General features: G+C 48.2%; 23 protein-coding genes and 5 tRNA genes. 4 read left to right on the top strand and 24 right to left on the bottom strand.

Annotated features, from left to right (window positions below; translation table 11 throughout):
* Window positions 1-35 precede the first annotated feature (35 nt).
* The 6 genes from ACKGJP_RS03055 to ACKGJP_RS03030 form a co-directional block, all read right to left on the bottom strand.
* Window positions 36-120: transfer RNA gene (locus ACKGJP_RS03055), tRNA-Leu, on the bottom strand.
* A gap of 24 nt (window positions 121-144) precedes the next feature.
* A tRNA-Lys gene (locus ACKGJP_RS03050) sits at window positions 145-220 on the bottom strand.
* Window positions 221-225: 5 nt separating this feature from the next.
* Window positions 226-300: transfer RNA gene (locus ACKGJP_RS03045), tRNA-Glu, on the bottom strand.
* Between the two features lie 235 nt (window positions 301-535).
* Window positions 536-626 (bottom strand) — tRNA-Ser (locus ACKGJP_RS03040).
* A gap of 1 nt (window position 627) precedes the next feature.
* Window positions 628-703 (bottom strand) — tRNA-Asn (locus ACKGJP_RS03035).
* Window positions 704-726: 23 nt separating this feature from the next.
* Entirely contained in the window at window positions 727-1200 is a 474-nt protein-coding gene (locus ACKGJP_RS03030; protein WP_409344221.1) for a SprT family protein, read from the bottom strand.
* Window positions 1201-1328: 128 nt separating this feature from the next.
* Between ACKGJP_RS03030 and ACKGJP_RS03025 the strand changes: the two genes are divergently transcribed.
* The gene (locus ACKGJP_RS03025; RefSeq protein WP_409344220.1) at window positions 1329-1679 is read left to right on the top strand and encodes a hydrolase/acyltransferase; all 351 of its coding nucleotides are present in this window, start codon (window positions 1329-1331) and stop codon (window positions 1677-1679) included.
* 101 nt (window positions 1680-1780) lie between these two features.
* Window positions 1781-1942: a cortex morphogenetic protein CmpA gene (gene cmpA / locus ACKGJP_RS03020; RefSeq protein ID WP_409344219.1), complete on the top strand. Its 162-nt coding sequence runs from the start codon at window positions 1781-1783 to the stop codon at window positions 1940-1942.
* Between the two features lie 210 nt (window positions 1943-2152).
* Here cmpA and ACKGJP_RS03015 read toward each other — a convergent pair whose 3' ends face one another.
* From ACKGJP_RS03015 to ACKGJP_RS02990, 6 genes are all read right to left on the bottom strand, one after another.
* A complete protein-coding gene (locus ACKGJP_RS03015; protein WP_409344218.1) occupies window positions 2153-4378 on the bottom strand; it encodes a Tex family protein in 2226 nt (741 codons plus the stop codon).
* 314 nt (window positions 4379-4692) lie between these two features.
* A complete protein-coding gene (locus ACKGJP_RS03010) occupies window positions 4693-5043 on the bottom strand; it encodes a type II toxin-antitoxin system PemK/MazF family toxin (RefSeq protein ID WP_409344217.1) in 351 nt (116 codons plus the stop codon).
* 3 nt (window positions 5044-5046) lie between these two features.
* On the bottom strand, window positions 5047-5325 hold the full coding sequence (locus ACKGJP_RS03005) for a CopG family ribbon-helix-helix protein (protein ID WP_113035162.1): 279 nt from the start codon (window positions 5323-5325) through the stop codon (window positions 5047-5049).
* A gap of 314 nt (window positions 5326-5639) precedes the next feature.
* Entirely contained in the window at window positions 5640-6818 is a 1179-nt protein-coding gene (gene alr, locus ACKGJP_RS03000) for an alanine racemase (protein ID WP_409344216.1), read from the bottom strand.
* Window positions 6819-7040: 222 nt separating this feature from the next.
* Window positions 7041-8420, bottom strand: a complete 1380-nt coding sequence (locus ACKGJP_RS02995) for a DUF4367 domain-containing protein (RefSeq protein WP_409344215.1) — start codon at window positions 8418-8420, stop codon at window positions 7041-7043.
* Between the two features lie 189 nt (window positions 8421-8609).
* Window positions 8610-9200, bottom strand: coding sequence for a TetR/AcrR family transcriptional regulator (locus ACKGJP_RS02990; RefSeq protein WP_409344214.1), 591 nt, complete (start codon window positions 9198-9200; stop codon window positions 8610-8612).
* Window positions 9201-9493: 293 nt separating this feature from the next.
* Here ACKGJP_RS02990 and ACKGJP_RS02985 point away from each other — a divergent pair, with 293 nt between their 5' ends.
* Window positions 9494-10471 (top strand): ABC transporter substrate-binding protein, encoded by a 978-nt coding sequence (locus ACKGJP_RS02985; RefSeq protein ID WP_409344213.1) that lies wholly within the window; start codon window positions 9494-9496, stop codon window positions 10469-10471.
* A gap of 214 nt (window positions 10472-10685) precedes the next feature.
* On the opposite strand, the gene ACKGJP_RS02980 is transcribed toward ACKGJP_RS02985, so the two are convergent.
* On the bottom strand, window positions 10686-10814 hold the full coding sequence (locus tag ACKGJP_RS02980) for a hypothetical protein (RefSeq protein WP_409344212.1): 129 nt from the start codon (window positions 10812-10814) through the stop codon (window positions 10686-10688).
* Window positions 10815-11123: 309 nt separating this feature from the next.
* Between ACKGJP_RS02980 and ACKGJP_RS02975 the strand changes: the two genes are divergently transcribed.
* The gene (locus tag ACKGJP_RS02975; protein WP_409344211.1) at window positions 11124-12077 is read left to right on the top strand and encodes a carbohydrate kinase family protein; all 954 of its coding nucleotides are present in this window, start codon (window positions 11124-11126) and stop codon (window positions 12075-12077) included.
* 42 nt (window positions 12078-12119) lie between these two features.
* Here ACKGJP_RS02975 and ACKGJP_RS02970 read toward each other — a convergent pair whose 3' ends face one another.
* The 11 genes from ACKGJP_RS02970 to ACKGJP_RS02920 all read right to left on the bottom strand — a co-directional run bounded on the left by ACKGJP_RS02970 (window position 12120) and on the right by ACKGJP_RS02920 (window position 21171).
* The gene (locus ACKGJP_RS02970; RefSeq protein ID WP_409344210.1) at window positions 12120-13526 is read right to left on the bottom strand and encodes an undecaprenyl-phosphate glucose phosphotransferase; all 1407 of its coding nucleotides are present in this window, start codon (window positions 13524-13526) and stop codon (window positions 12120-12122) included.
* 34 nt (window positions 13527-13560) lie between these two features.
* Window positions 13561-14433 (bottom strand): glycosyltransferase family 2 protein, encoded by an 873-nt coding sequence (locus tag ACKGJP_RS02965; RefSeq protein ID WP_409344209.1) that lies wholly within the window; start codon window positions 14431-14433, stop codon window positions 13561-13563.
* Between the two features lie 94 nt (window positions 14434-14527).
* Window positions 14528-15394: a dTDP-4-dehydrorhamnose reductase gene (gene rfbD, locus ACKGJP_RS02960; RefSeq protein WP_409344208.1), complete on the bottom strand. Its 867-nt coding sequence runs from the start codon at window positions 15392-15394 to the stop codon at window positions 14528-14530.
* Window positions 15395-15396: 2 nt separating this feature from the next.
* Window positions 15397-16416, bottom strand: a complete 1020-nt coding sequence (gene rfbB / locus ACKGJP_RS02955) for a dTDP-glucose 4,6-dehydratase (RefSeq protein ID WP_409344207.1) — start codon at window positions 16414-16416, stop codon at window positions 15397-15399.
* 15 nt (window positions 16417-16431) lie between these two features.
* Window positions 16432-16977, bottom strand: coding sequence for a dTDP-4-dehydrorhamnose 3,5-epimerase (rfbC, locus tag ACKGJP_RS02950; protein ID WP_409344206.1), 546 nt, complete (start codon window positions 16975-16977; stop codon window positions 16432-16434).
* 12 nt (window positions 16978-16989) lie between these two features.
* Window positions 16990-17733 carry a sugar phosphate nucleotidyltransferase gene (locus ACKGJP_RS02945; protein ID WP_409344205.1) on the bottom strand — a complete coding sequence of 248 codons (744 nt, stop codon included), beginning with the start codon at window positions 17731-17733 and terminating at the stop codon, window positions 16990-16992.
* 20 nt (window positions 17734-17753) lie between these two features.
* Window positions 17754-18140, bottom strand: coding sequence for a GtrA family protein (locus ACKGJP_RS02940; RefSeq protein ID WP_409344204.1), 387 nt, complete (start codon window positions 18138-18140; stop codon window positions 17754-17756).
* 1 nt (window position 18141) lies between these two features.
* Complete coding sequence (locus tag ACKGJP_RS02935) at window positions 18142-18696, bottom strand: acyltransferase (protein ID WP_409344203.1); 555 nt, start codon at window positions 18694-18696, stop codon at window positions 18142-18144.
* A 20-nt stretch (window positions 18697-18716) separates the two neighbouring features.
* Window positions 18717-19649, bottom strand: coding sequence for a glycosyltransferase family 2 protein (locus tag ACKGJP_RS02930; protein ID WP_409344202.1), 933 nt, complete (start codon window positions 19647-19649; stop codon window positions 18717-18719).
* Window positions 19627-20730, bottom strand: coding sequence for a DegT/DnrJ/EryC1/StrS family aminotransferase (locus tag ACKGJP_RS02925; RefSeq protein ID WP_409344201.1), 1104 nt, complete (start codon window positions 20728-20730; stop codon window positions 19627-19629). The genes ACKGJP_RS02930 and ACKGJP_RS02925 overlap by 23 nt, the downstream gene beginning before the upstream one ends.
* Before the next feature lie 30 nt (window positions 20731-20760).
* Entirely contained in the window at window positions 20761-21171 is a 411-nt protein-coding gene (locus ACKGJP_RS02920) for a sugar 3,4-ketoisomerase (RefSeq protein ID WP_409344200.1), read from the bottom strand.
* Window positions 21172-21419 lie beyond the last annotated feature (248 nt).

Below are 21419 nucleotides of genomic sequence, written 5' to 3'. Positions count from 1 at the left end.
CCTTATATATCAAGGCTTTACGCTTTAAATATGTATGGTGCGGTCGGCGGGATTTGAACCCGCACACCCAATGGGCGCCACCCCCTCAAGATGGTGTGTCTGCCGTTCCACCACGACCGCATGTTACGAGGGATATGAAAAAACTGGTGAGGCATGTAGGACTCGAACCTACGACACCCTGATTAAAAGTCAGGTGCTCTACCAACTGAGCTAATGCCTCATAAATGGTGACCCGTAGGGGATTCGAACCCCTGTTACCTCCGTGAAAGGGAGGTGTCTTAACCCCTTGACCAACGGGCCAAACTGTTCGCATTCCGTTCGTTTCTCAACTACTCTTCCGAAGCGACAAGAGTTATTGTATCAGATTGTCGAGTAGTTGACAAGCCCTTTTTTAAACCTTGTTCTTCCAAAATCAAACCCGTTCACACACCGACCTGCTCATGATGCCCAAAACAAACCTTTTTCAAACATGGTGTGCCGTAGCCTCATGCTTGACAAACAAAAAGCCGCCTTGCAGCGGCTGATTTGTTATGTATGGCGGAGAGAGAGGGATTCGAACCCTCGCACCACTTACGCAGTCTAACCCCTTAGCAGAGGGTCCCCTTGAGCCACTTGGGTATCTCTCCATGGCTCCCCGAACAGGACTCGAACCTGTGACAACTCGATTAACAGTCGAGTGCTCTACCAACTGAGCTATCAGGGAATGTTTTGTGCCACTCTAATTTATCAAACTTTGTCGGCGGAGTCAAGGGGAAGGAGCTTCAATTTTCCCCTGCATTTACCACAAACGTATTTGCGCGTATCGAGCTTCCTTTTACGCAGATATTCCAGGCCGCAGCTCGTACATACGAGACGGTACCGATACGGCTGCTTGCGTGACGGCACAGGCAGCGCTTTGCAAAACCTTGTTCCGCCTACCTGCTTGAGCAGCTCGCGAAAGTCCGCGTCCCGGTGCTGGTATCCTCGCCTTGCCAAATGGAGATGATAATGACAGAGCTCGTGCTTGATGATTTTCTCGACTTCTTCCGGGCCGTGAAGCTCCAGTTGGAGCGTGCTGATTTCGATATTGTGCGTCCGTGTGAAATATCGTCCCCCCGTTGCCCGGAGTCTCCGATTGAAGGTTGCCCGGTGAACGAACGGCACACCGAAGTGCTTCAGTGAAATGCTCTCGACCCATTGCTGCAATTGTTCGTTCTCCACTTGTCCGGCCTCCCGTCCTCACTTGAATTATTACACCAGGTTGCGCTAAACTGTCAAGTAAAGACTGATGCCGCGCCTGAGGATGATCCGGAAAGCCACAGCCGCCGACGAGAGGGGAACTTGGTTGTATGCCGAAGTATAGATACGGGCTGCTCAAGCTCGACAATAAGCTGGAATTTGTGGAAATGCCCGCGACGCACATGTACCAATTGACTGCACTGAACCGACGTTTACATAAAGAGATCGACAAGCTGACGGCAGGCAACGTCCCTCAGCTGCCGCATATGATTGCCGAATGCGACGATCTCGATGTAATCGACAACGCGTGTCCCGTTACGAATGGACTAGCCTACATCAATATCCTTGAGCAATCATTCGCTTCCATTCAAGAGAAGGCTTATCCGCTAATATCGCTGCTGACCGAGATCCGTGCGCTTCAAGCTCAGCTTGAGCAGTGGTACGAGGACGAAGAGCAATAACCTAATCATCCCAAAGCTAAAGGCCATGGGCAGCGGACCTGCACCAAATACCCTTCCCCTTCATATCGTAATAGTAAGCACAGCAGGAAGGGGCTGGAAATATGCCGCAGTGGCTTTGCAATCAGTTGATGCGAGCTTTCCAGAAAAAAAACCGCCGTCAAATCCGATTGTTGAACGATTGCTGGTATTTTTACCGAACCCGTTACTCCCAATCCGGACACGAGGAAACGCTACCCGGGGATCGTCCCCATCGCAAAAACTGATTGTTCGGCAGGTCCGGTTCCGCGGCAGCGCAGCCGCAAGCGACGGAGCGTTACCGTACGCTTCACATACGAAAAGAGCAGGCCGTTAACCAAGGTAACGGACACTGCTCTTTTTGCATATGCTTGGAAAGCCTAAGCTGCGCCAGCTGCTTTTCCTATGAAACACCAGACCGAAACCGGCTTCCTCCCGCAATCCCCAGTCTTTTACTTTTAGGCGCGGGGCTTTTTCATCGTCAGGCTGACCCGGCCCTTGTTCATATCGACGCCAAGTACCCATACCGTCACCGTATCGCCGACGGATACGACATTCGTCGGGTGTTTCACATAGCTGTCGCTCAGCTGCGAAATATGGACAAGACCGTCGTTCTTCACGCCGATGTCGACGAACGCGCCAAAGTCGATGACGTTGCGAACGGTGCCTTGCAGCTCCATGCCTGCCGTTAAATCTTCGATTTTCAGCACGTCGGTGCGGAAAATCGGCAGCGGCAACTCCTCCCGCGGATCGCGCCCCGGACGCTGCAGGCTGTCCAGAATATCGCGGAGCGTCGGTACGCCGACTTCAAGCCTCGATGCCAGCTCGGCGGTCTGAAGCGACTGCAGCCTATCCTTAAGCTCCGCCGACCCTAAGGCAGCCAACTCTACTCGCAGCTCCTTGAACAGTTTATCCACCACCGCGTACGATTCCGGATGGATCGGCGTGTTGTCGAGGGGGTTGCGACCTTCCGCGATGCGCAGGAAGCCGACACACTGCTCATACGCTTTGGCGCCAAGACGCGGCACCTTCATAAGCTGCTTGCGGTCGGTAAATTTGCCGTTCTCTTCGCGGTAGGCCACGATATTTTTGGCGATCGTGCCGTTCACGCCGGCCACGTACGAAAGCAGCGACGGCGAAGCGGTGTTCAAGTCGACGCCGACATGGTTGACCGCGGACTCGACGACGGCGCCGAGGCTTTCCTCCAGCCGCTTCTGCGAGACGTCGTGCTGGTATTGGCCGACGCCGATCGATTTCGGGTCGATCTTGACCAGCTCGGCCAGCGGATCCTGCATCCGGCGAGCGATCGAAATCGCGCTGCGCTCCGCGACATCGAGCTCGGGGAACTCGGTTTGCGCCAGCTTGGAGGCGGAATATACGCTCGCACCCGCCTCGCTTACGATAATATATTGAAGGTCTTTATGATTCACCTCGCGAATGAGCTCCGCAATAAACTGCTCCGTCTCGCGGGATGCGGTGCCGTTGCCGATCACGATGAGTTCCACGCCGTAGGTATCGATCATCTGCTTGATGATCGATTTCGCTTCGGCGATTTTGTTGTTCGGCGGCGTCGGGTAGGTAACGGCGATTTTCAACATTTTGCCCGTATCATCCACCACGGCCAGCTTACAGCCGGTCCGGTAAGCCGGGTCGACACCGAGTACGACCTTGCCTTTAATCGGCGGCTGAAGCAACAGATTGCGCAAATTTTCCGCAAAAATTTGAATCGCCTGCTCCTCCCCCTTCTCCGTCAACCCCCCGCGCACCTCGCGTTCAATCGAAGGCGCGATAAGCCGCTTGTATGCATCCTCGATAGTCGCCACAAGCGTTTCGCGCACAGGCGAGTCGCCTTTAATCAGCTGACGGCCGATAAAATCATGAATTTTATCGGGCGCAACCGTGAGCGCCACTTTCAGCACGTCCTCCCGCTCGCCGCGGTTGATCGCCAGTATCCGGTGAGGGGGCAGCCTGCGAACCGGCTCTTTATAGTCGTAATACATTTCGTATACGGATTCCTGCTTGTTGTCCTTGGCAAGCGTCTCGACCTGGCCATTGTCTTGCGTATACCGCCTTACCCAGGTGCGGATTTTGGCGTCGTCGGCGATGTTCTCCGCAATGATGTCCATCGCTCCTTGGATCGCGTCCTCCGCCGAGCCGACTTCCTTCTCCGCATTGATGTATTTGGCAGCCTCGGCCTTCAGGTCGCCTTTGCGGTGCTGAGCGAAGAGCCAATCCGCAAGCGGCTCTAGTCCGCGCTCCTTGGCCACGCTCGCACGCGTTTTGCGCTTCTGGCGGTACGGACGGTACAGGTCCTCGATCTCCTGCAGCTTGGCCGACTGCTCGATCGATCGGCGCAGCTCGTCCGTCAACTTGCCTTGCTCGTGTATAAGACGCAGCACCTCAAGCTTGCGGTCCTCCAGGTTTCGCAAATATTGCAACCGCTCTTCGATCGAGCGCAGCTCGTTTTCATCCAGCTCCCCGGTCATTTCCTTCCGGTAGCGGGCAATGAACGGAATCGTATTGCCTTCGTCAAGCAATCCGACCGTCGTCCGCACTTTCCCCGGGGCCAGCTGCAGCTCTGCAGCGATCTGCTTTAAAATTCGTTCCTGAACGGCCGCCTTCGCTTCCTCCGTCAGCTCGAACGCTGATTGTTCTTCCTGAACTTGTCCGATATCGCTTGCCATGTGCATCATCCTTTGCTACGTCGATAAATGATAGTTGCTCGTACCGCATATCCTCTATTGTAACGCACTTCCAGTTAACATTTCACTATGTAGCGAACGTCGGTACCTTATTTCCTTATAAAAGCGGTTTTTGCGATATGTACTTCTCATTTCGCGATTCCTGCCGAAACTGCTGCTTCAATCCGCTCCTCAAGCAGCCAGTCCGCTTAGGTGACGTTCATAGAACCAAAACAAAAAAACGAGGGAATCTCCCTCGCCGTGTTCGTTTCGGTATACCGCCGCCGCTCACGCATGCCATAACAGCCGGCAGATTGCTAAAACTCGATCAACCCGACGCTGATTTGCAGCGATTCGTCTACTTTCCGCATCGTCTCATCATCCAAATGCGTAATTTTATCGGTCAACCGCTGTTTGTCGATCGTACGGATCTGCTCCAGCAAAATGACCGAATCCCGGTCGAAGCCATGCGTCGCCGCATCGATCTCGACGTGCGTCGGGAGCTTCGCCTTCTGAATTTGTGCGGTTATCGCAGCAATAATGACTGTCGGGCTAAAGCGGTTTCCTATATCGTTCTGAATGACGAGAACAGGGCGTACGCCCCCTTGCTCGGAACCGACGACGGGTGACAAATCCGCAAAAAATACATCGCCACGTTTTACAATCAATGGTTACACCCCGCTAACTAAGCGGTCAAGTGTACTGCCTGCGTCTTCCTCCGCCTGAAAAGCCTCCGATGCCATGTGGAGATTGATCTTCGCCATTTCCATATAGCCGCGCTGCATCGATTCGCGCAGATGGCGCTTTTTCCGTTCCATTAAATACAACTTCATCGCTTGGCGGATAAATTCGCTCCGGTTCGAGTTTTCCTTCTCGACAATCCCGTCGACTTCCTGCAGCAGCTGGTCCGGCAGGCTGATCATGATCCGCTTCGTATTGACGTTGGACATATTCGGTCTCGCACCCCCACAACTTTACCAAAGACAATATTACCATTATGGCGTGGCTCAATCGTTTTTATACAAAGACAAATATATGCGTTCGGTATATCACGTATGTCTATATCCTTCGGCTCGTCAGCATATTTCCCCGGCAGGCATACGGACGTCCCGCAGCCGTGTATCCGTTCACGCAACAGCGCATCCCGTTCATGATGAAGGGATTTTTCGCTCGTACAAAGCTTCTGCAACTATAGGTATTCGGCAGCCGGCGTTAAATTCCTCCCATTTCTCCGCAAAATGGCAGCGGTAAATGATGCCAAGCTCTAGTCTACCGTATGCTGCAAAAGATTGACCGTATTCCGCACGTTGCCGCCCTGCATATAAACCCGCGGTACCCGGTGCGAAATCATGCAGGTGATCTCGTAGTTGATCGTGCCGAGCTGCCCGGCGATTTCTTCTGCCGTAATCGCTTGGTCGCCCTGCCGTCCGAGCAGAACGACTTCGTCGTCCATACGCAGCCCAGGCGTATCGGATACGTCGATCATGCATTGATCCATGCAGATCGTACCGACGACCGGCACCCTGCGCCCCTGAACAAGAACGTGTGCCTTGCCGCTCAGCATCCGCGAATAGCCGTCCGCATAGCCGATGGGCAGCGTTGCAATGCGTTCCCCGTCCCGCTGCGTCCGGTAGGTTGCGCCGTAGCTGATCGTTTCGCCGGCCGGCAGCGACTTGACCATGACGATCCCCGTTTTCAAGCTCATGACCGGCTCCAGCTCGATTTGGGTATGATTGACTTCGGCAGACGGATAAAGGCCGTACATGCTGATGCCCAGTCTGACCATGTTGCAGGTCAATTCGGGCAAATCGATCGCCGTTGCGCTATTTCCGGCATGCACATAAGGAAACCGAATCCCTCTGTCCGCAAAATGATCCACGATTCGCTTAAATTTGCGGTACTGCTCGCGGGTATGCGTTTTATCCGTTTCGTCCGCGCATGCGTAATGCGTAAACAGCCCTTCCACGCGAACGCCGGGCACCCCGAGCGCCTTCTCGATAAAGGCGACCGCCTCGGCTTCCTCGTGCTGCCCGATCCGCCCCATGCCGGAATCCAGCTTAATGTGGACGGACAACGGACGCTCGTTCTCCCCCTGCTCGGCCAGCGCATCCAGCACTTCATCGCTGAACACGTTCAATGTAATCGAATACTCTCTCGCCAGCGCGAGGCCTTCTACGGGCGTATAGCCCAGAACGAGAATAGGGGCGGTTATACCGGCCCTCCGCAGCTCAAGCGCCTCATCCAGGAAAGCGACCGCCAAATAGGAAGCGCCGCAGTCTAGTACCGTCCGCGCCACTTGAACGGCGCCATGGCCGTATGCATCGGCCTTAACGACGGCCATGATCCCGATTTCTTCGGGCAGCATTCCGCGAAAAGCTTCTATATTGTGCCGGAGCGCATCCAGCGATACTTCCACCCAAGTAGGACGATAAAACGAATCCAAGCCGTTCACCTTCTTCTGAAACCGACAAGGGGGCCGGAGCATCGCGTCAGCGCGGTGTCCGACTCCCTTGAATCGGCTAAACTTACGTCCGGAAAACCGATAAACCTATGTTAATCCGATCTTCCAAAGCTGTCAATGAACGAAAGGCGGTTTGGCGGCGCCGGAAGCGGTATGAATACCGTTTCAGCCCCATTTCATGCTGTTATTTCCACCCTTGCGCCCTTACTTGCCAATTTGATCCTGAAGGGATTGCGCTACGTTCACCATCTCGTCATGAGGCAGATCGCCGGAGGAAAGCCGGTATTGAATGCCGTCATACATCCAGACGAGCGTCTTCTTGTCGGTACCCGTCATAACGCCTACCGTGTACCCGAGATCGACCCACGTCCCTTCCGGTCCGAGCATTTCCTGCTCCTTCGGCTGGAACTCCTGAAGCGTATAGTGGTAGGTTCCCGTGTAGCGCAGCATAACCCCTTTATTGTCGCCGAGCTTCACTTCGCTCATATCCTGCTTCGTTACGCCTTTGGGCTTATAGGACGGCTCGATGACGCCGAAGGATACCTCTTTGGACTCGGCCGGTGTACCGGGTTTTACCGTGCCGCTAGCCGGCTTGTCGCTCGCGCCGGTCGTGCCGGCCGTTTTACCCCCGGTTGCGCCGTCCGTTTTGCCGGTCGGATCCGTCGCTTTACCCGTGGTAGGATCTGCTTTGCCGGTGGAATCCGTCGTTTTGCCGGTAGAATCGGTCGTTTTGCCTGGAGACGGTTTTGGGCTCGCCGCACCGTTATTGGCGTTTGTTTTACCGTCGGTCGCTTTGTTGTCCACTGGCGACTTGCCGTCCGTCGTTTGCCCGCTGCTTGGCGCAGAAGTGGAGCTCGCTTTGCTGTCAGTCGCTTTATCGCCGGGGGCCGGAGCTGGGCTTGCCGCTTTGCCGTCGCCCGGCTGAGCCGTCGTAGGCAGCGATTTCACGTTCCAGCTTGTCATATTGCGCTGCATGTCGAACGAGTCCTTGTCGAACGTTTTGCCGAATTGGAACTGGTTGAAGTCGACGACGACCATGACGTTCGCGTTGGCGTCGAACACCTCGACATGCTTCGGTGCATAGTTCTTCTTGTCCAGCCAAATTTTTTGCCGGGAAAGCGACGAATTCTGGTAGTTGGCCAGCACATCGAACACGTAATTGCTGTCTTCCGCCGTAAATTGCCGGTCGCTATCCATCATAATGCTTTGCACGAGGGACTGGTACAGGTAGACTTGTCCTTGATTTTCGGGCCAGTCGCTTTGGAACCGGAAGCTCTTGTTCAGATGAGGCGTCAGCACGAACACGCCGTCATCGTTGCGCAGCACGATTTGCGTGATGTCCTTCTTGTCGTTGGTCAGCGAAATCCGGTAGTAATGAGGGTCTTGGAACCAAACTTCCACTTGATATACTTGGGGTTCTTGTCCGGTATTCAGCGTCATCGTCCCCGTGCTTTGATAGCTGTCGAGCTTGCTGATCACATGATCCAACTGTTTGACTACCGATCCTGCATTCTTGCTGCCGCATCCGGCCAGAACTACTGCTAAACTTATCACGATGGCTGCTATCCATGTGATCCGACGCATTGTGCATCATCCCCTCATTGGCTAAATATCGAACACTGATACATGTCTATGAGGGTACTTGGCCAATTATGCAGACAAGAGTGACGAGCATGACAAGTTGTCATACGCAGACTCGGCTGAATTGCGGGACCGTATTTTTACACCTGCCGAACGGGACGGGGATTCTCGTAAAACAAACGCTCCCAGCCGCTACAAGGCGCGATAGACCTCTTCTCTCATGGAGCTCGTCAATTGATAGCAGATATGCGCCATCTCCTCCGCAGGCAGCCGAAAGCCGCTAAGCGTCCAGTCGACCAGCATCACATGAATAACCGAGGACAACGATCTTCGGGCATAGTAAAACCGGTCGTCGTCAGATCGTTCCCTCCTCTTGGAATCCTTCGGATCCGATGCGCCCTCGATAAATTGTTCGATGCACTGATCCAGGCTTCTGAACAAAATTTGCCTGATTTTACGGTCCCGATTATGGACGTTGAGGATTAACGACGACGGGGAACGCTGCTTCCATTTGTCAAACAACGAAACGAACAGCTGCAAGCTCAGCTCTTTATTTGCACCGAAGCCGCCCAAAAACTCCTTGAAGCGATCCGTCATATATTCGAACAAAACATCGTCTTTTTCCTTGTAATTCCGGTAAAACGTTTGCCTGACTACCCCCGCTTTGTCGGCAATCTGAAGAATCGAAATCGCCGAATACTCCTGATGCTCCATCAGCTGAAACAACGCCGTAACGATCCATTCCTTCGAACGGGGCGTCCGATTGATCCGTACATCCGTCAAATGTGACAAATCCTCTCAAGTGTCTATTTTTGAATGACCCAGCCGAATTCCGGTTGCGAAACGAATCAACTTGTACTAATGTTACAACTGTAACATTGATGAGGCAGCCGATGTCAATACAGGGTCGGGCTAAAGGAGGTACGCTTTCATCGCGAATACGACCTGTCCTAGCCGTGAGGAAAGCATGCGGCGTTCGAGCGAGGCCGTCAAATAAGGGGAACGTCTGTATTTTTTTAACTGATAATGATAATCATTTTCTTGAAAATAACCATTACAAGGGGAATCCATCGATCATGCTGCGATCCAAAAAATCCGTCACACTTATGCTTTGCCTTCTTATCGTTGCTTTATTTACAGCCGCCTGCGGCAATAACGGCGAGAAAGCGCCAAAACCGAAAGAAAGCGCGAAGCCCCAGGACACTACACAATCCATTAAGCATGCCATGGGCGAAACCAAAATTACGGGGACGCCGCAAAGGGTGGTCGTGTTGACCACACAAGGGACGGAAACGCTGCTGGAGCTCGGCATCAAACCTGTCGGAGCCGTAAAATCTTGGATCGGCAATCCGTGGTATGACCACATCAAGGACCGCATGGACGGCGTTCAAGTCGTCGGCGACGAAACGCAGCCTAACATGGAGCTGATCGCCAGCCTGAAACCGGATTTAATTCTCGGGACCAAGGTGCGGCAGGAAAAAATTTACGACCAGCTCTCCGCTATTGCGCCTACCGTTTTCAGCGAAAATTTGGGCGACAGCATGTTCGAGAATTTCGACTTGTTCGCCAAAGCGCTCGGCAAGGAAGCGGAAGGCAAGGCCGCCATGGACAAGTTCAACCAGCTTCTGAAAGACACGAAGTCGAGGCTCGGCGATAAACTGGCGTTCCGCGTGTCGCTCGCGCGCTTTCAACCGGGAAAAGTCCGCGTCTACTACAAGCAAAACTTTGCCGGAGTCGTGCTCGATAAGCTGGGCTTCGCCCGTCCGGATGCGCAAAATAAAAAGGAATTTTCGCAAGACATTACCAAGGAGCAGCTGCCTGTATTGGACGGCGACGTTATGTTCTATTTCACATCGGACCGGGACGGTGAAACCGCCGCCACGGAAACGGCCAAAAGCTGGTTGAAAGACCCGCTTGCGCAAAACATGAGCATCGTGAAGAATAACCGCACGTTCAACGTGAACGAAGCGATTTGGAACTCGGCCGGAGGCATTCTTGCCGCTAAACTGCTTGTGCAGGATATCGAGAAGCTTTTTAAAGACCTGAAGCTTTAATTCATAGAAAAAGCCTGCACGCACTTCACTAGAGGTGCACAGGCTTTTTTACTTTCACAGTCCCCCGAAAGCAGGATATCTCTCCATTAAAAATGCGCTTCTCTCTGCTGCACGAGGGTAACCAGAAGTTTTCCCCATATGCGGCTTAGAAGCGCACCGTTTTTAACACAACCGATTCAATCAAGCAATGTTTCTGCCTTCCTGCAGCTGCACCCTATTTGAGTATGAGCCAGAACGCCCCGATAAGGGCCGCCCATAGGATGGAGCCAAAAAAGATACCGTAGGCGATCCCCTTCCCGACCGAAAGCGGGTCCTCCGGAACTCTATCGTCTTGATCGACCATGACCGGACCTCCTATTCCATAACCTTCTTATCCAGCAGTATGGCACGTCCGTCCGTGTTTTATTCCTTCGGCTCTTTCACGAGACCGCTTTTTTCCCTATAATATATGAGAATATGGCTGTCGAAGTCACTCGAACGCTGCACAACATTTCTGTCATCATAAATCTTTCTTTGACGATTCAGAACGTATATCCCCGCTGATTGTTCATCGTCCCGGTAAACGCATGGCGCCAAATGACGCCGGTAGACGTTTATCCTTATCTTATCGCGTTGTTGGACTATTACTTAACTTTTAAAGGAGCTGCCTTACTTGACGAATAAACGCATTGCCGTCATCGGCACGGTATTTATCGATTGCAAAGGGTTTGCCAAACAAGACTATCGCCCCGCCGGGCGGAATTTGGGATCGATTCAGTTCGTCCACGGCGGCGTAGGCCGCAACGTAGCCGAAACGATCGCATCCCTCCGCGTTCCGACCACCTTCGTCAGCTCAGTCGATGCCACGGGGATCGGTCATGAGGTGCTGAGCCGCTTGCAGGCCAATCAGATCGACGTCCGCTACGTGAAAGAGGCGTCAAGCGAAGGAATGGGCATGTGGCTCGCCATCCTGAACGAAAACGGCGACCTCGCCGGCTCCATCTCGCAAATGCCCGATCTGGCGCATACGGAGCAGCAGCTGATCGAGCAAGGCGACGCAATAATCGCAGAATGCTCGCACATTGCCCTCGAACTCGACTTGAACGAGCCGATTTCCCGCCGCGTCATCGAACTCGCCGCCAAGCATGGCAAGCCCGTCTACGGCATTCCCGGCAACTTCGATGTCATCGGCAGCCATCCCGACCTGCTGCAGGGCATGTCCTGCTTCATTTGCAATCATATCGAGGGAGAGCGGTTGATGAACGCAACCTTCGATGGCGCAACGATCGAGTCGATCGTCGGCTCTCTGGCCGCCTATGCCCATGCTAGCGGGCTTCAGTCCATCGTCATGACAATGGGCGAAAAGGGTGCCGTCTACTTCGACGCAGCGACCGGCGAATCCGGCCACCAGCCGGTATTCCCCGTCAACGTCGTCGACACGACCGGCGCAGGCGACGCCTTTTTCTCCGGTACCGTAGCCGGCCTCGTCAGCGGCCTGCCGCTCGCTCAAGCCGTCGTCTGCGGCACCAAAGTCGCCGGCTGGACGATCGAGTCCGCCGAAAGCACCTGCACCGATCTCACGGCGAGAGCCGCGGGAGATGCGGTGTTGGGGGAGTTGCTCGGATAAAACACAAAAGGTTGGAGCCGCAAAATAGCAGCTCCAACCTTTTCAATAGGCATTTTTATTGACAAAGCCGTTCCACACCGTCTTCCAAATGATTTTAATATCGAAGAGGAACGTCCAGTTTTCAATATAAAAGATATCGTACGAAATTCTGTCTTGAATCGACGTATTGCCCCGTAAGCCGTTGCTTTGCGCCCATCCCGTTATGCCTGGCCGAATGTGGTGCTTTACCATGTACTTCGGGATTTCTTCTTTGAATTGCTCTACGAAGAACGGGCGTTCCGGCCGCGGCCCGACGACACTCATATGACCAAACAGCACATTGTAGAATTGAGGCAATTCGTCCAAGCTCGTTTTTCTCAGAAACGTCCCGAATTTCGTCCTTCTCGGATCGTTTTCCGTCGTCCATTGGGTGTCCGAATCGTCCTGCTCCAGCACCCTCATCGACCTAAACTTATACATATGGAACGTCCGCCGATTTAAGCCCACTCGCTCTTGTTTGAAAATGATCGGGCCCGACGAGGTCAATTTGATACCCGTAACAATAAGAATCATAAGCGGCAGCGTCAACACGATCGCAATTAGGGAAAAGACGATGTCGAACATTCGCTTCACAATTCTGTTGCTCAAATCATCAAGCGGAATATCCCGCACGTTAATGAGCGGTATCCCCGCAAAGTTGTCAAAATGCGGTCTAGCCGGCAAAAAGTCGTAAAAATCCGGGATAATCATCGACCGAATTCCGGCTTTTTCGCAAATCGAGATGATTTGCCCGTATTTATCGTGCGCGGTGAGCGGCAGAGCGATGATGACTTCGTCAATCAACAAACTCTGCAATTTCTCCTCCAATTCGTCCACTCGGCCGATGATGGGCTTGTAAAGTCCCTTGTATTCTTCATGCTCCGTCTGGTAATCATCCAAGAAACCGAGAACCTCATAACCCAATTCCGGATGCTGCATGAGGTTTTTATAGAACCTTTTGCCTAATCGGCCTGCACCCAATATTAAAATGAATTTCTTGTTGTAGCCCCGTCCCCGCATATAACGCAAAGATATTTTCACCATATAGCGGTACACCATAATGAAAAAAATGTTGGCGACTACAAATATAGCCAGAAACTCGCGAGAAATATGGACTTGCTTAAAAATAAACAAAAGGCTTAGCAGAAGAAGCAAGCTGATAGCATGAATCTGAGCAACCTTAAACACCTCAAACGAGAATCGTTTCTTTCGTTGAGGGGAATAGAGTTCAACCATATAGCCGAGAGCGATTGCTATGCCTCCGTATACGACGCTCCATGTGAAGTACACCTGTATAGGAAGAGGATCGTCGTACTGAAGAACGCCGCTCGAAAATTTTAGCCACCATGAAAGAAAGAAGGCAGCTTGAACAACACAAAAATCAGCTAACGAGTAAATTTGAAATAAGAACTTTTCGTTTCTTCTCAGCATGACCCGTTCACACTCACTGTTTGGGTATATTTTTCTATCTTTTTGAACCTCTGCGCCATGCATTCATCGTGATCGCTAGCGCAAACTTTAATGAGATACCTGCAAAAACGGAGAAATTCACAACCTTAGCATACTTCTTCCTGTAATGCTTCTGATGGAACACCCACATCGCTCGGTAAAATTCATAAATGATTTTAGCCGGCTTCCTGCGGCTGCTTGCCCCTTTATAATGAATAATCCGGGTTAGCGGATAATATGATATGTCCCAGCCCGCTTCTTTAATCCGATAGCACCAGTCAATATCCTCGCCATACATAAAAAACGTTTCGTCAAGGACACCTACCTGCTCGATTGCCTCTCGGCGTACCAACATGAAAGCTCCAACCAAACAATCAATCCGGTGAGGCAGATCCGGGTTCAAGTGATTAAGCTGATACTGGCTGAAACGCGGGTTACCGGGAAAAAGCTTGGAAAATCCAAACGCATAGTAAAAAGACGCCTCTGGTGTCGGGAATCCTCGGAGACATGCCTTATCCAGCGTTCCATTGGGCAGTACGACCTTACAACCGCTTGCGCCTACTTCCGGCTGCTCGTCCATATGACGGATCATGATATCCAAGGTGTCCGTCTGTACCACTGTATCCGAATTAAGTAAAAGAACATAGCGCCCCTCGGCAACCCGAATCGCTTGATTGTTGGCACGCGCGAACCCGACGTTCTCATCATTTACAATAACCGCTACATCCGGAAACTCGCGTCTAACCGCTTCTACCGCCCCATCCGTTGAAGCATTGTCTACCAATACTATTTCATAGGCAAAATCGGTAACCGACTGCCGAACGGAACGGATAGCCTGTAACGTTAATTCACGCGTATTATAATTTAAGATCAACACACTGACGTCCATACCCGATCCCCACTACTCTGCAAGTAGCTACATTATACCATGAATACCACTAGACGGGCTGCTGCAATAGAAAAAAGACTAGATTTTCAATCACCTAGTCTAATAAGTACGTACTTATTTTTTTGTTTATCTTAATAAAAGCATGTAGCGCTTCTTTCCAATGCCGGAAATCCTCAAAGCCATTCGTACGAATGGACATATGGTCCATAACAGAAAACATAGGCCTCGGAGCCGGCCTTGGAAACTCATCGGTCGTACAAGGTTCCACATCAATCGAAAGACCGCTGACTTCAAATATCGCTTTTGCAAACTCATACCATGAACAAGCCCCGGAGTTGGAAGCATGATAAATGCCATATCTCTCAGTCCGAATCAGTTCAACCAAGAAATGACTTAGATCGACCGTATATGTCGGAGAACCCACTTGATCATTAACCACCTTAAGCGAATCTCGTTCATTGCCCAGCTTCAACATTGTTTTCACAAAATTATTTCCGTGAAGGCCATAGACCCATGAAGTCCGTACAATGAAATACCTATGACATAGGGAACTTACCAAAAGCTCGCCTGCGTGCTTAGACTTTCCGTACACTCCGATCGGATTTGTTGAATCATACTCCTTATACGGTACCTGCCCCGTACCGTCGAACACATAGTCCGTGCTGATGTAAACAAGTTTAGCCCCAATTCGTTCCGCACAAACGGCGATATTCCGGGTTCCAAAAGCGTTGACCTGATAAGCCCGATCTTGGTCAGATTCAGCTTGGTCAACGGCCGTATAAGCGGCGCTATGAACGATAGTATCGGGACGCAAGCTGTCTAAAACTTGTCTACATTGCTCCAAATTACAAATATCCAGTTCAGCTCTACCAAAGCCATAAACATCAAAGCCTTTATTAAGGAGAATATCAACAAGATCTTTACCTAGTTGACCATTTGCTCCCGTAACTACGACTTTCATGTTTATTCTCCTTTCAGCCTATCACCGTATTGTTTCGCGTAATATGCTTGATATTCCCCCGATTGAATCCTTTTCCACCATTTTTGCTGCTCCAAATACCATTCTATCGTCGATCTAATTCCCGACTCAAAATGATATTTCGGTTTCCAACCGAGCTCCGCGGTAATCTTTGTCGCATCAATCCCATAACGGCGATCATGACCCAAGCGGTCTTTTACATAAGAAATAAGAGATTCCGGCTTGCCCAGTTGTTCCAAAATCGTTTTGACAATCTGAATGTTCGTCCGTTCGTTATTTCCGCCGATATTATATACTTCGCCATTCTTTCCTTCATGCATGACCAGGTCGATTGCACTGCAATGATCCTCAACATATAACCAATCGCGAACATTCAAGCCATCACCGTATACCGGAAGCGATTTATCGCTTAATGCATTAGCAATGATTAGAGGGATGAGCTTTTCAGGAAATTGAAATGGCCCGTAGTTGTTCGAGCACCTAGTAATATTGACTGTCAACCCGAAGGTTTCGTGATAAGCCCGCACGAGTAGATCTCCACCGGCTTTGCTTGCGGAATACGGGCTATTGGGAGCAAGCGGCGTTTCTTCCGTGAAAAGCCCCGTTTCGCCAAGAGTGCCATATACTTCATCCGTAGAAACCTGAACGAATTTCTGTACACCGTATTTCTTAGCTGCATCCAAAAGAACTTGCGTACCCATTACATTTGTCCGCACAAAAATATCCGGTTCCGTAATGCTGCGATCAACGTGAGATTCAGCTGCGAAGTTAACCACTACGTCAACCCCCTGTGAAAACAAACCGTCTACAAGTACTCGGTCTGAGATATCCCCTTTCACGAACGTGTGTTTCGAATTATTCTGTACTGACACCAAATTCTCCAAATTGCCCGCATATGTCAAAGCATCCAGATTAACAATTTCATAGTCTGGGTATTTAGTAAGCAAATATAGAACAAAGTTACTGCCGATAAAACCGGCACCACCTGTAACTAAAACCTTCATGTCACGCCTCCACTATTAGAAATTGTTGTCCGCATCAAACAGACACGGATGCTCCTCATCTTTCCCTGACAAAATCGGTTTTGAAACCGGCCATTCGATACCAAGAACTGGATCACTCCATAAAATCCCTCGATCATGCTCCGAAGAATAATATTCGTCCACTTTATATAAAACTTCAGTATTGGGTTCGATTGTGCAAAAGCCATGGGCAAACCCCTTAGGTACGAACAGTTGTTTCTTGTTCTTTGCGGAAAGTTTGACGCCAATCCACTGTCCATAAGTTTGAGATTCTTTTCTAATATCAACAACGACGTCATAGACAGCACCTGCAATCACACGAACGAGTTTCGTTTGTGCTTTGGGGGCTAATTGATAGTGAAGTCCCCTCAACACACCGGCTTCAACCGATAGTGAGTGATTATCTTGAACAAATTCATGATCAAGTCCCATACATAAGAGCCGATCACGATTGTAGCTTTCCATAAAAAAACCGCGATGATCCACAAAAATATCGGGTTCAAGAATATGGACTCCGCTCAACTTCGTCTCGATTATCTTCACAACGGCACCTCATTATATTTTAAGCTTTCCAAATTCCACACCAAATGTTATACTCTTCGCTAATTCATTGGCTCTAGCCAAAGAACTATGTGTCCCTGCATCTGTCCACCAGCCCAGCAGTACGTCATAAGATAATTGATTACGATTAATATATGCATTATTTACATCCGTGATTTCCATTTCGCCCCGATCCGACGGTGCTAATGTTTTAACGATATCAAAAACCTTATTATCGTACATATAAATACCTGTTACGGCAAAACTACTCTTAGGGCTTTTTGGCTTCTCCTCTATCGAGACAATTCTTGTTCCGTTCAGTTCTGCTACACCGTAACGTTGCGGATCATGTACTTCTTGAAGTAAAATCTTCGCTCCAAATTTCTGCTCTTTAAAGTTTTTTACGTAAGGTGTTATACTGTCGGAGAATACATTATCCCCTAGAATAACAACCATTTGATCTGTTCCTACAAAATGTTTGGCCAGCCCTAGTGCTTGAGCAATTCCACCCGCTTCATCTTGAACTTTATAGGTGAATGAAACACCTAGCTCCGTTCCACTCCCTAATAAGTTGACGACATCTCCCATGTGATCTTTTCCAGTAACTATGAGAATATCCTTAATGTCAGCTTCTTTGAGTTTTGAAACCGAGTGGAAAATCATTGGATACTTGCCTACTGGCAAAAGATGCTTGTTAGTAACTTTTGTTAACGGGTATAAGCGGGATCCTGTGCCGCCGGCAAGAATAATACCTTTCACGTATTCTTCACTCCAATATCTTATTTTTTTAATATAAACCTGGTGATAATATACGTTGCAGGGAAAGTAACTCCTATTGCCAATAATAATGAGAGTCCCTGACTAATATTTAGAAGTTCAACTAAAATCACTGTAATCAACAAATTACTCAAATATTGGACTGCATAAACAATTGGAAATTTCAAAAACTTGATCAATGAAATTTTCTGTTTAAATACAAATATGGAATTTAAAAAATAAGCAAAAAAAATACCAAGTACATAGGCAAGCGAATAAGCAAGTGAATATGAGAAAATATTTAGTAAACTTAAATAAATGCCATATGTTACTGCTGTATTCAGTATCCCCACCAAGGCAAAGCCGACAAACTCTCTATACTTCTGTACCATACTAAAAAACCAAGCCATATTAAGCCTTTTGAACAATCTGATTGTCCAATATCTGATATGTTTTAGCACATCTCGGACATACAAGTTCACCATTTAATTTGGTGCCACAGCAACATACATACCCTCTCATTTTAGCAGGATTTCCATACCACAATGTATGAGCTGGAATATCCTTAGTCACAACCGAACCTGCACCCACCATTGCATACCTTCCAATCTTGTTTCCTGCAATTATCGTCGAGTTTGCTCCAATAGATGCCCATTCCTCAATGATGGTCTGCTCAAATTTATCTGGATATTGCTTGGATCGGGGGGTTAGATCATTAGTAAAAGTAACATTGGGGCCAATAAAAACGTTATCACCTATTCTTGCTCCATCCCAGATATATACTCCAGATTTTACAGTTACATTGTCTCCCAATATCACATCATTCTCAATAAAAGTATGATCATTTATGTTACAATCGTTGCCTATTACTGCATTCGGCAAAATGTGCGCAAATGCCCACACCCGTGTGTTTTCACCAATACTTGTAGATTCCACCAGCGCTTGTATATGTTTGTAATAACTCATGGTACCCTCCCTAAATCAAATCATATATGCGTTTCATCAATAATATAGGCTGGTCTTTTCCTGGTTTCATCAAGTATTCTCCAGAGATATTCCCCGATTATACCTAACATGACCATTATTAGACCTAATAAAAAAGTAATTAAAGCAATAATTGAAGACCAGCCTTGCAAATCAACTGCTCCAAAAATAGCGTTAATCACAACAAAAATACCGTAAAGAAAACTTATAAATGCTGTGACAAATCCTATTACAGACATAAATCTAATGGGTGCATATGAGAAGCTCACAAAGGAATCGACAAAAAGCTTTATTTTCTTACTGAGCGTCCATCTCGATTTACCCAACTTTCTTTCCTGTCGAACATAGGGGAAAGTCTCTTGAGGATGCCCCAACCAAAAAATCAAACTCATAATATTCGTATTTTTCTCAGAAATATTACGTAACTCACCGACTACTTGTTTGTCTATTAAAACAAAATCAAAGCCACCCTCAGGGTAATCTTTAATAGCAAAACGTTTCATCAATGTATAATACGTATTAGAATACATTTTTTGTGAAAAAGATTCTTCTCTGTCTGATCTGGTGGCCATAACCACCTTTTTTCCATTTTCCCAACATTTGATCATATCGACAAATAATTCCGGCGGGTCCTGCAAGTCAGCAGAAATTATACCTACACAGTCTCCTGCAGCGAACTGCAATCCTGCTTGAATCGCAGACATGGAACCAAAGTTTTTACTTAATTTGATTACTTTAACTCTAGTATCAAGTTGTCTTTCTTTTAGTAATAACTCATAAGACTTGTCTCGTGAACCATCATCTACAAAAATCAATTCCAAATCATACCCTATCAGTAAGGCTTGCAAGTTTTTTAACCGAGGTATTGTATAAGGAATATTCAATTCATTGTAGTAAATCGGTACAACAATACTAAAAAGCTTCTTTGTACTCATTTAATGCCTTCACTACCTTTTCCGCATCCTCAATGGGCATAACTGGACTAATGGGCAAACTTAAAATCTCTCTATGAATTTTCTCAGATAACGGGTATTGATGATCGCTCCATTCCTTATAAGCCTCTTGCTTGTGAGGGGGGATTGGATAGTGAATTAATGTTTGAATCCCTTTCTCTGTCAAGTAACTTTGAAGATTGTCTCGATTATTTGTACGAATTACATATACATGCCAAACGTGGGTAAGCAAATCGCCATTTTCTACAATCGGCAAATCAAGTAGATCATTTTTTAAGTGTTTATTGTAATAATCCGCAATATCCCTCCTCTTCTGGTTATCTTCATCTAAATATTTCAATTTCATTCTCAATACTGCAGCATGCAGTTCATCCAAGCGTGAATTTACACCTTTATATAAGTTTTCATACTTTTTATGGGAACCATAATTACGCAGAGCTCTTAATTTCAAATACGTATCATCGTCGTTGATTGTAATAGCTCCACCATCACCCAGGGCTCCTAGGTTTTTGCCAGGATAAAAGCTAAATGCCGCAGCATCCCCTAAGTTTCCTACTCGCTGCCCATTATAGATTGCACCATGAGCCTGCGCACAATCCTCAATGATTCTAAGCCCATATTTCTTGGCCAGTGCTTGAATAGGTGCCATATTGCAAGCTTGTCCATATAGATGTACTACCAAAATCGCTTTAGTACGAGGAGTAATCTTTTCTTCAATCATAGACGGGTCAATATTGTATGTTTCAATATTGGGTTCTACCAAGATAGGAGTAGCTCCATTAGCTGAAATGGATAGAATAGAAGCAATATACGTATTTGAAGGGACAATTACTTCATCCCCTTCCCCGATATCATATGCTCTAAGGATTAAAGTCAGTGCATCCAAAGCATTTGCTACTCCGAGGCAATACTTCGTCCCACAATACTCTGCAAATTCATTTTCAAATTGCTCTACTTCTTGTCCAAGAATATACCAGCCCGAATGTAAAAATCGACTTATACTTTGCATGATCTCTTCTTCATGACGCAAATTTATTTGTTTTAAATCCAAAAAAGGAATCATTACTTTCCCCCCTATTTTTTAATACTGTGATTATTGCCCGTATACTTCTAAAAACTTGTTATAGTCCCTTATGTAGTCCTCTGAATCATATAAATGCGATGCGAGGACTAATAAAACGCAATCTGATGAGAAGTTATACATTTCGTGCCAATCATTCGGCTCTAAGATCAAAATCTTTGTCGGTGAATCAAGTAATACATCTTCTTTTCTCCGCAAGTTATCTAGGTACACTTTACAAGACCCTGCAACCGCGATCAGTGCTTGTCTGGTTTTAAAATGCCCATGAAAACCTCGACGCACATTTTCTCGAGTACCGTAAATATAGAAAACCCTTTTAATGTCAAAAGGAATCGTTCGATTTTCTTCAATGACTGCTAGTAAGCCTCGCTCATCTCCTAGCTCTTGTATTTGAATCATTTCGCTTTTAACTAAAGATGCCATAGACATTCCTCCATTTTAACTTAATATTTAAATCTATAGGGCTTTGCATTGAAATATTGTTTAATCTCTTCAATCGTAGGGATATATTCCTCTTTCCAACCGCTATCTTTATTTGGAATTGAAAGAAGCACTCTCTGTGGAGTCTCCCAATGTCGATAAGAATATCGGCTTGACTGAACCATGAATTTCCCCGTTAAATTTTGAAATCACTTGCTAATCTGATCGTTGAAAAAAATATCTTTGAAGGA

The sequence above is a fragment of the Paenibacillus litoralis genome (assembly GCF_046244365.1).
GTDB lineage: Bacteria > Bacillota > Bacilli > Paenibacillales > NBRC-103111 > Paenibacillus_V.
Note: the sequence above shows the minus strand (reverse complement) of the source record. Positions and strands in the feature narration are given on the sequence as shown.

Coding starts and splice junctions, on each gene's coding strand:
- cmpA (WP_409344219.1), top strand. CDS start 1,781: ATGCCGCAGTGGCTTTGCAATCAGTTGATGCGAGCTTTCCAGAAAAAA.
- ACKGJP_RS02985 (WP_409344213.1), top strand. CDS start 9,494: ATGCTGCGATCCAAAAAATCCGTCACACTTATGCTTTGCCTTCTTATC.
- ACKGJP_RS02980 (WP_409344212.1), bottom strand. CDS start 10,814: ATGGTCGATCAAGACGATAGAGTTCCGGAGGACCCGCTTTCGGTCGGG.
- ACKGJP_RS02940 (WP_409344204.1), bottom strand. CDS start 18,140: ATGGCTTGGTTTTTTAGTATGGTACAGAAGTATAGAGAGTTTGTCGGC.
- rfbB (WP_409344207.1), bottom strand. CDS start 16,416: ATGAAGGTTTTAGTTACAGGTGGTGCCGGTTTTATCGGCAGTAACTTT.
- ACKGJP_RS02965 (WP_409344209.1), bottom strand. CDS start 14,433: ATGGACGTCAGTGTGTTGATCTTAAATTATAATACGCGTGAATTAACG.
- rfbD (WP_409344208.1), bottom strand. CDS start 15,394: ATGAAAGTCGTAGTTACGGGAGCAAATGGTCAACTAGGTAAAGATCTT.
- ACKGJP_RS03025 (WP_409344220.1), top strand. CDS start 1,329: ATGCCGAAGTATAGATACGGGCTGCTCAAGCTCGACAATAAGCTGGAA.
- ACKGJP_RS02925 (WP_409344201.1), bottom strand. CDS start 20,730: ATGATTCCTTTTTTGGATTTAAAACAAATAAATTTGCGTCATGAAGAA.
- ACKGJP_RS02995 (WP_409344215.1), bottom strand. CDS start 8,420: ATGCGTCGGATCACATGGATAGCAGCCATCGTGATAAGTTTAGCAGTA.
- ACKGJP_RS02935 (WP_409344203.1), bottom strand. CDS start 18,696: ATGAGTTATTACAAACATATACAAGCGCTGGTGGAATCTACAAGTATT.
- ACKGJP_RS03015 (WP_409344218.1), bottom strand. CDS start 4,378: ATGGCAAGCGATATCGGACAAGTTCAGGAAGAACAATCAGCGTTCGAG.
- ACKGJP_RS03005 (WP_113035162.1), bottom strand. CDS start 5,325: ATGTCCAACGTCAATACGAAGCGGATCATGATCAGCCTGCCGGACCAG.
- ACKGJP_RS02920 (WP_409344200.1), bottom strand. CDS start 21,171: ATGGCATCTTTAGTTAAAAGCGAAATGATTCAAATACAAGAGCTAGGA.
- ACKGJP_RS02930 (WP_409344202.1), bottom strand. CDS start 19,649: ATGAGTACAAAGAAGCTTTTTAGTATTGTTGTACCGATTTACTACAAT.
- ACKGJP_RS02970 (WP_409344210.1), bottom strand. CDS start 13,526: ATGCTGAGAAGAAACGAAAAGTTCTTATTTCAAATTTACTCGTTAGCT.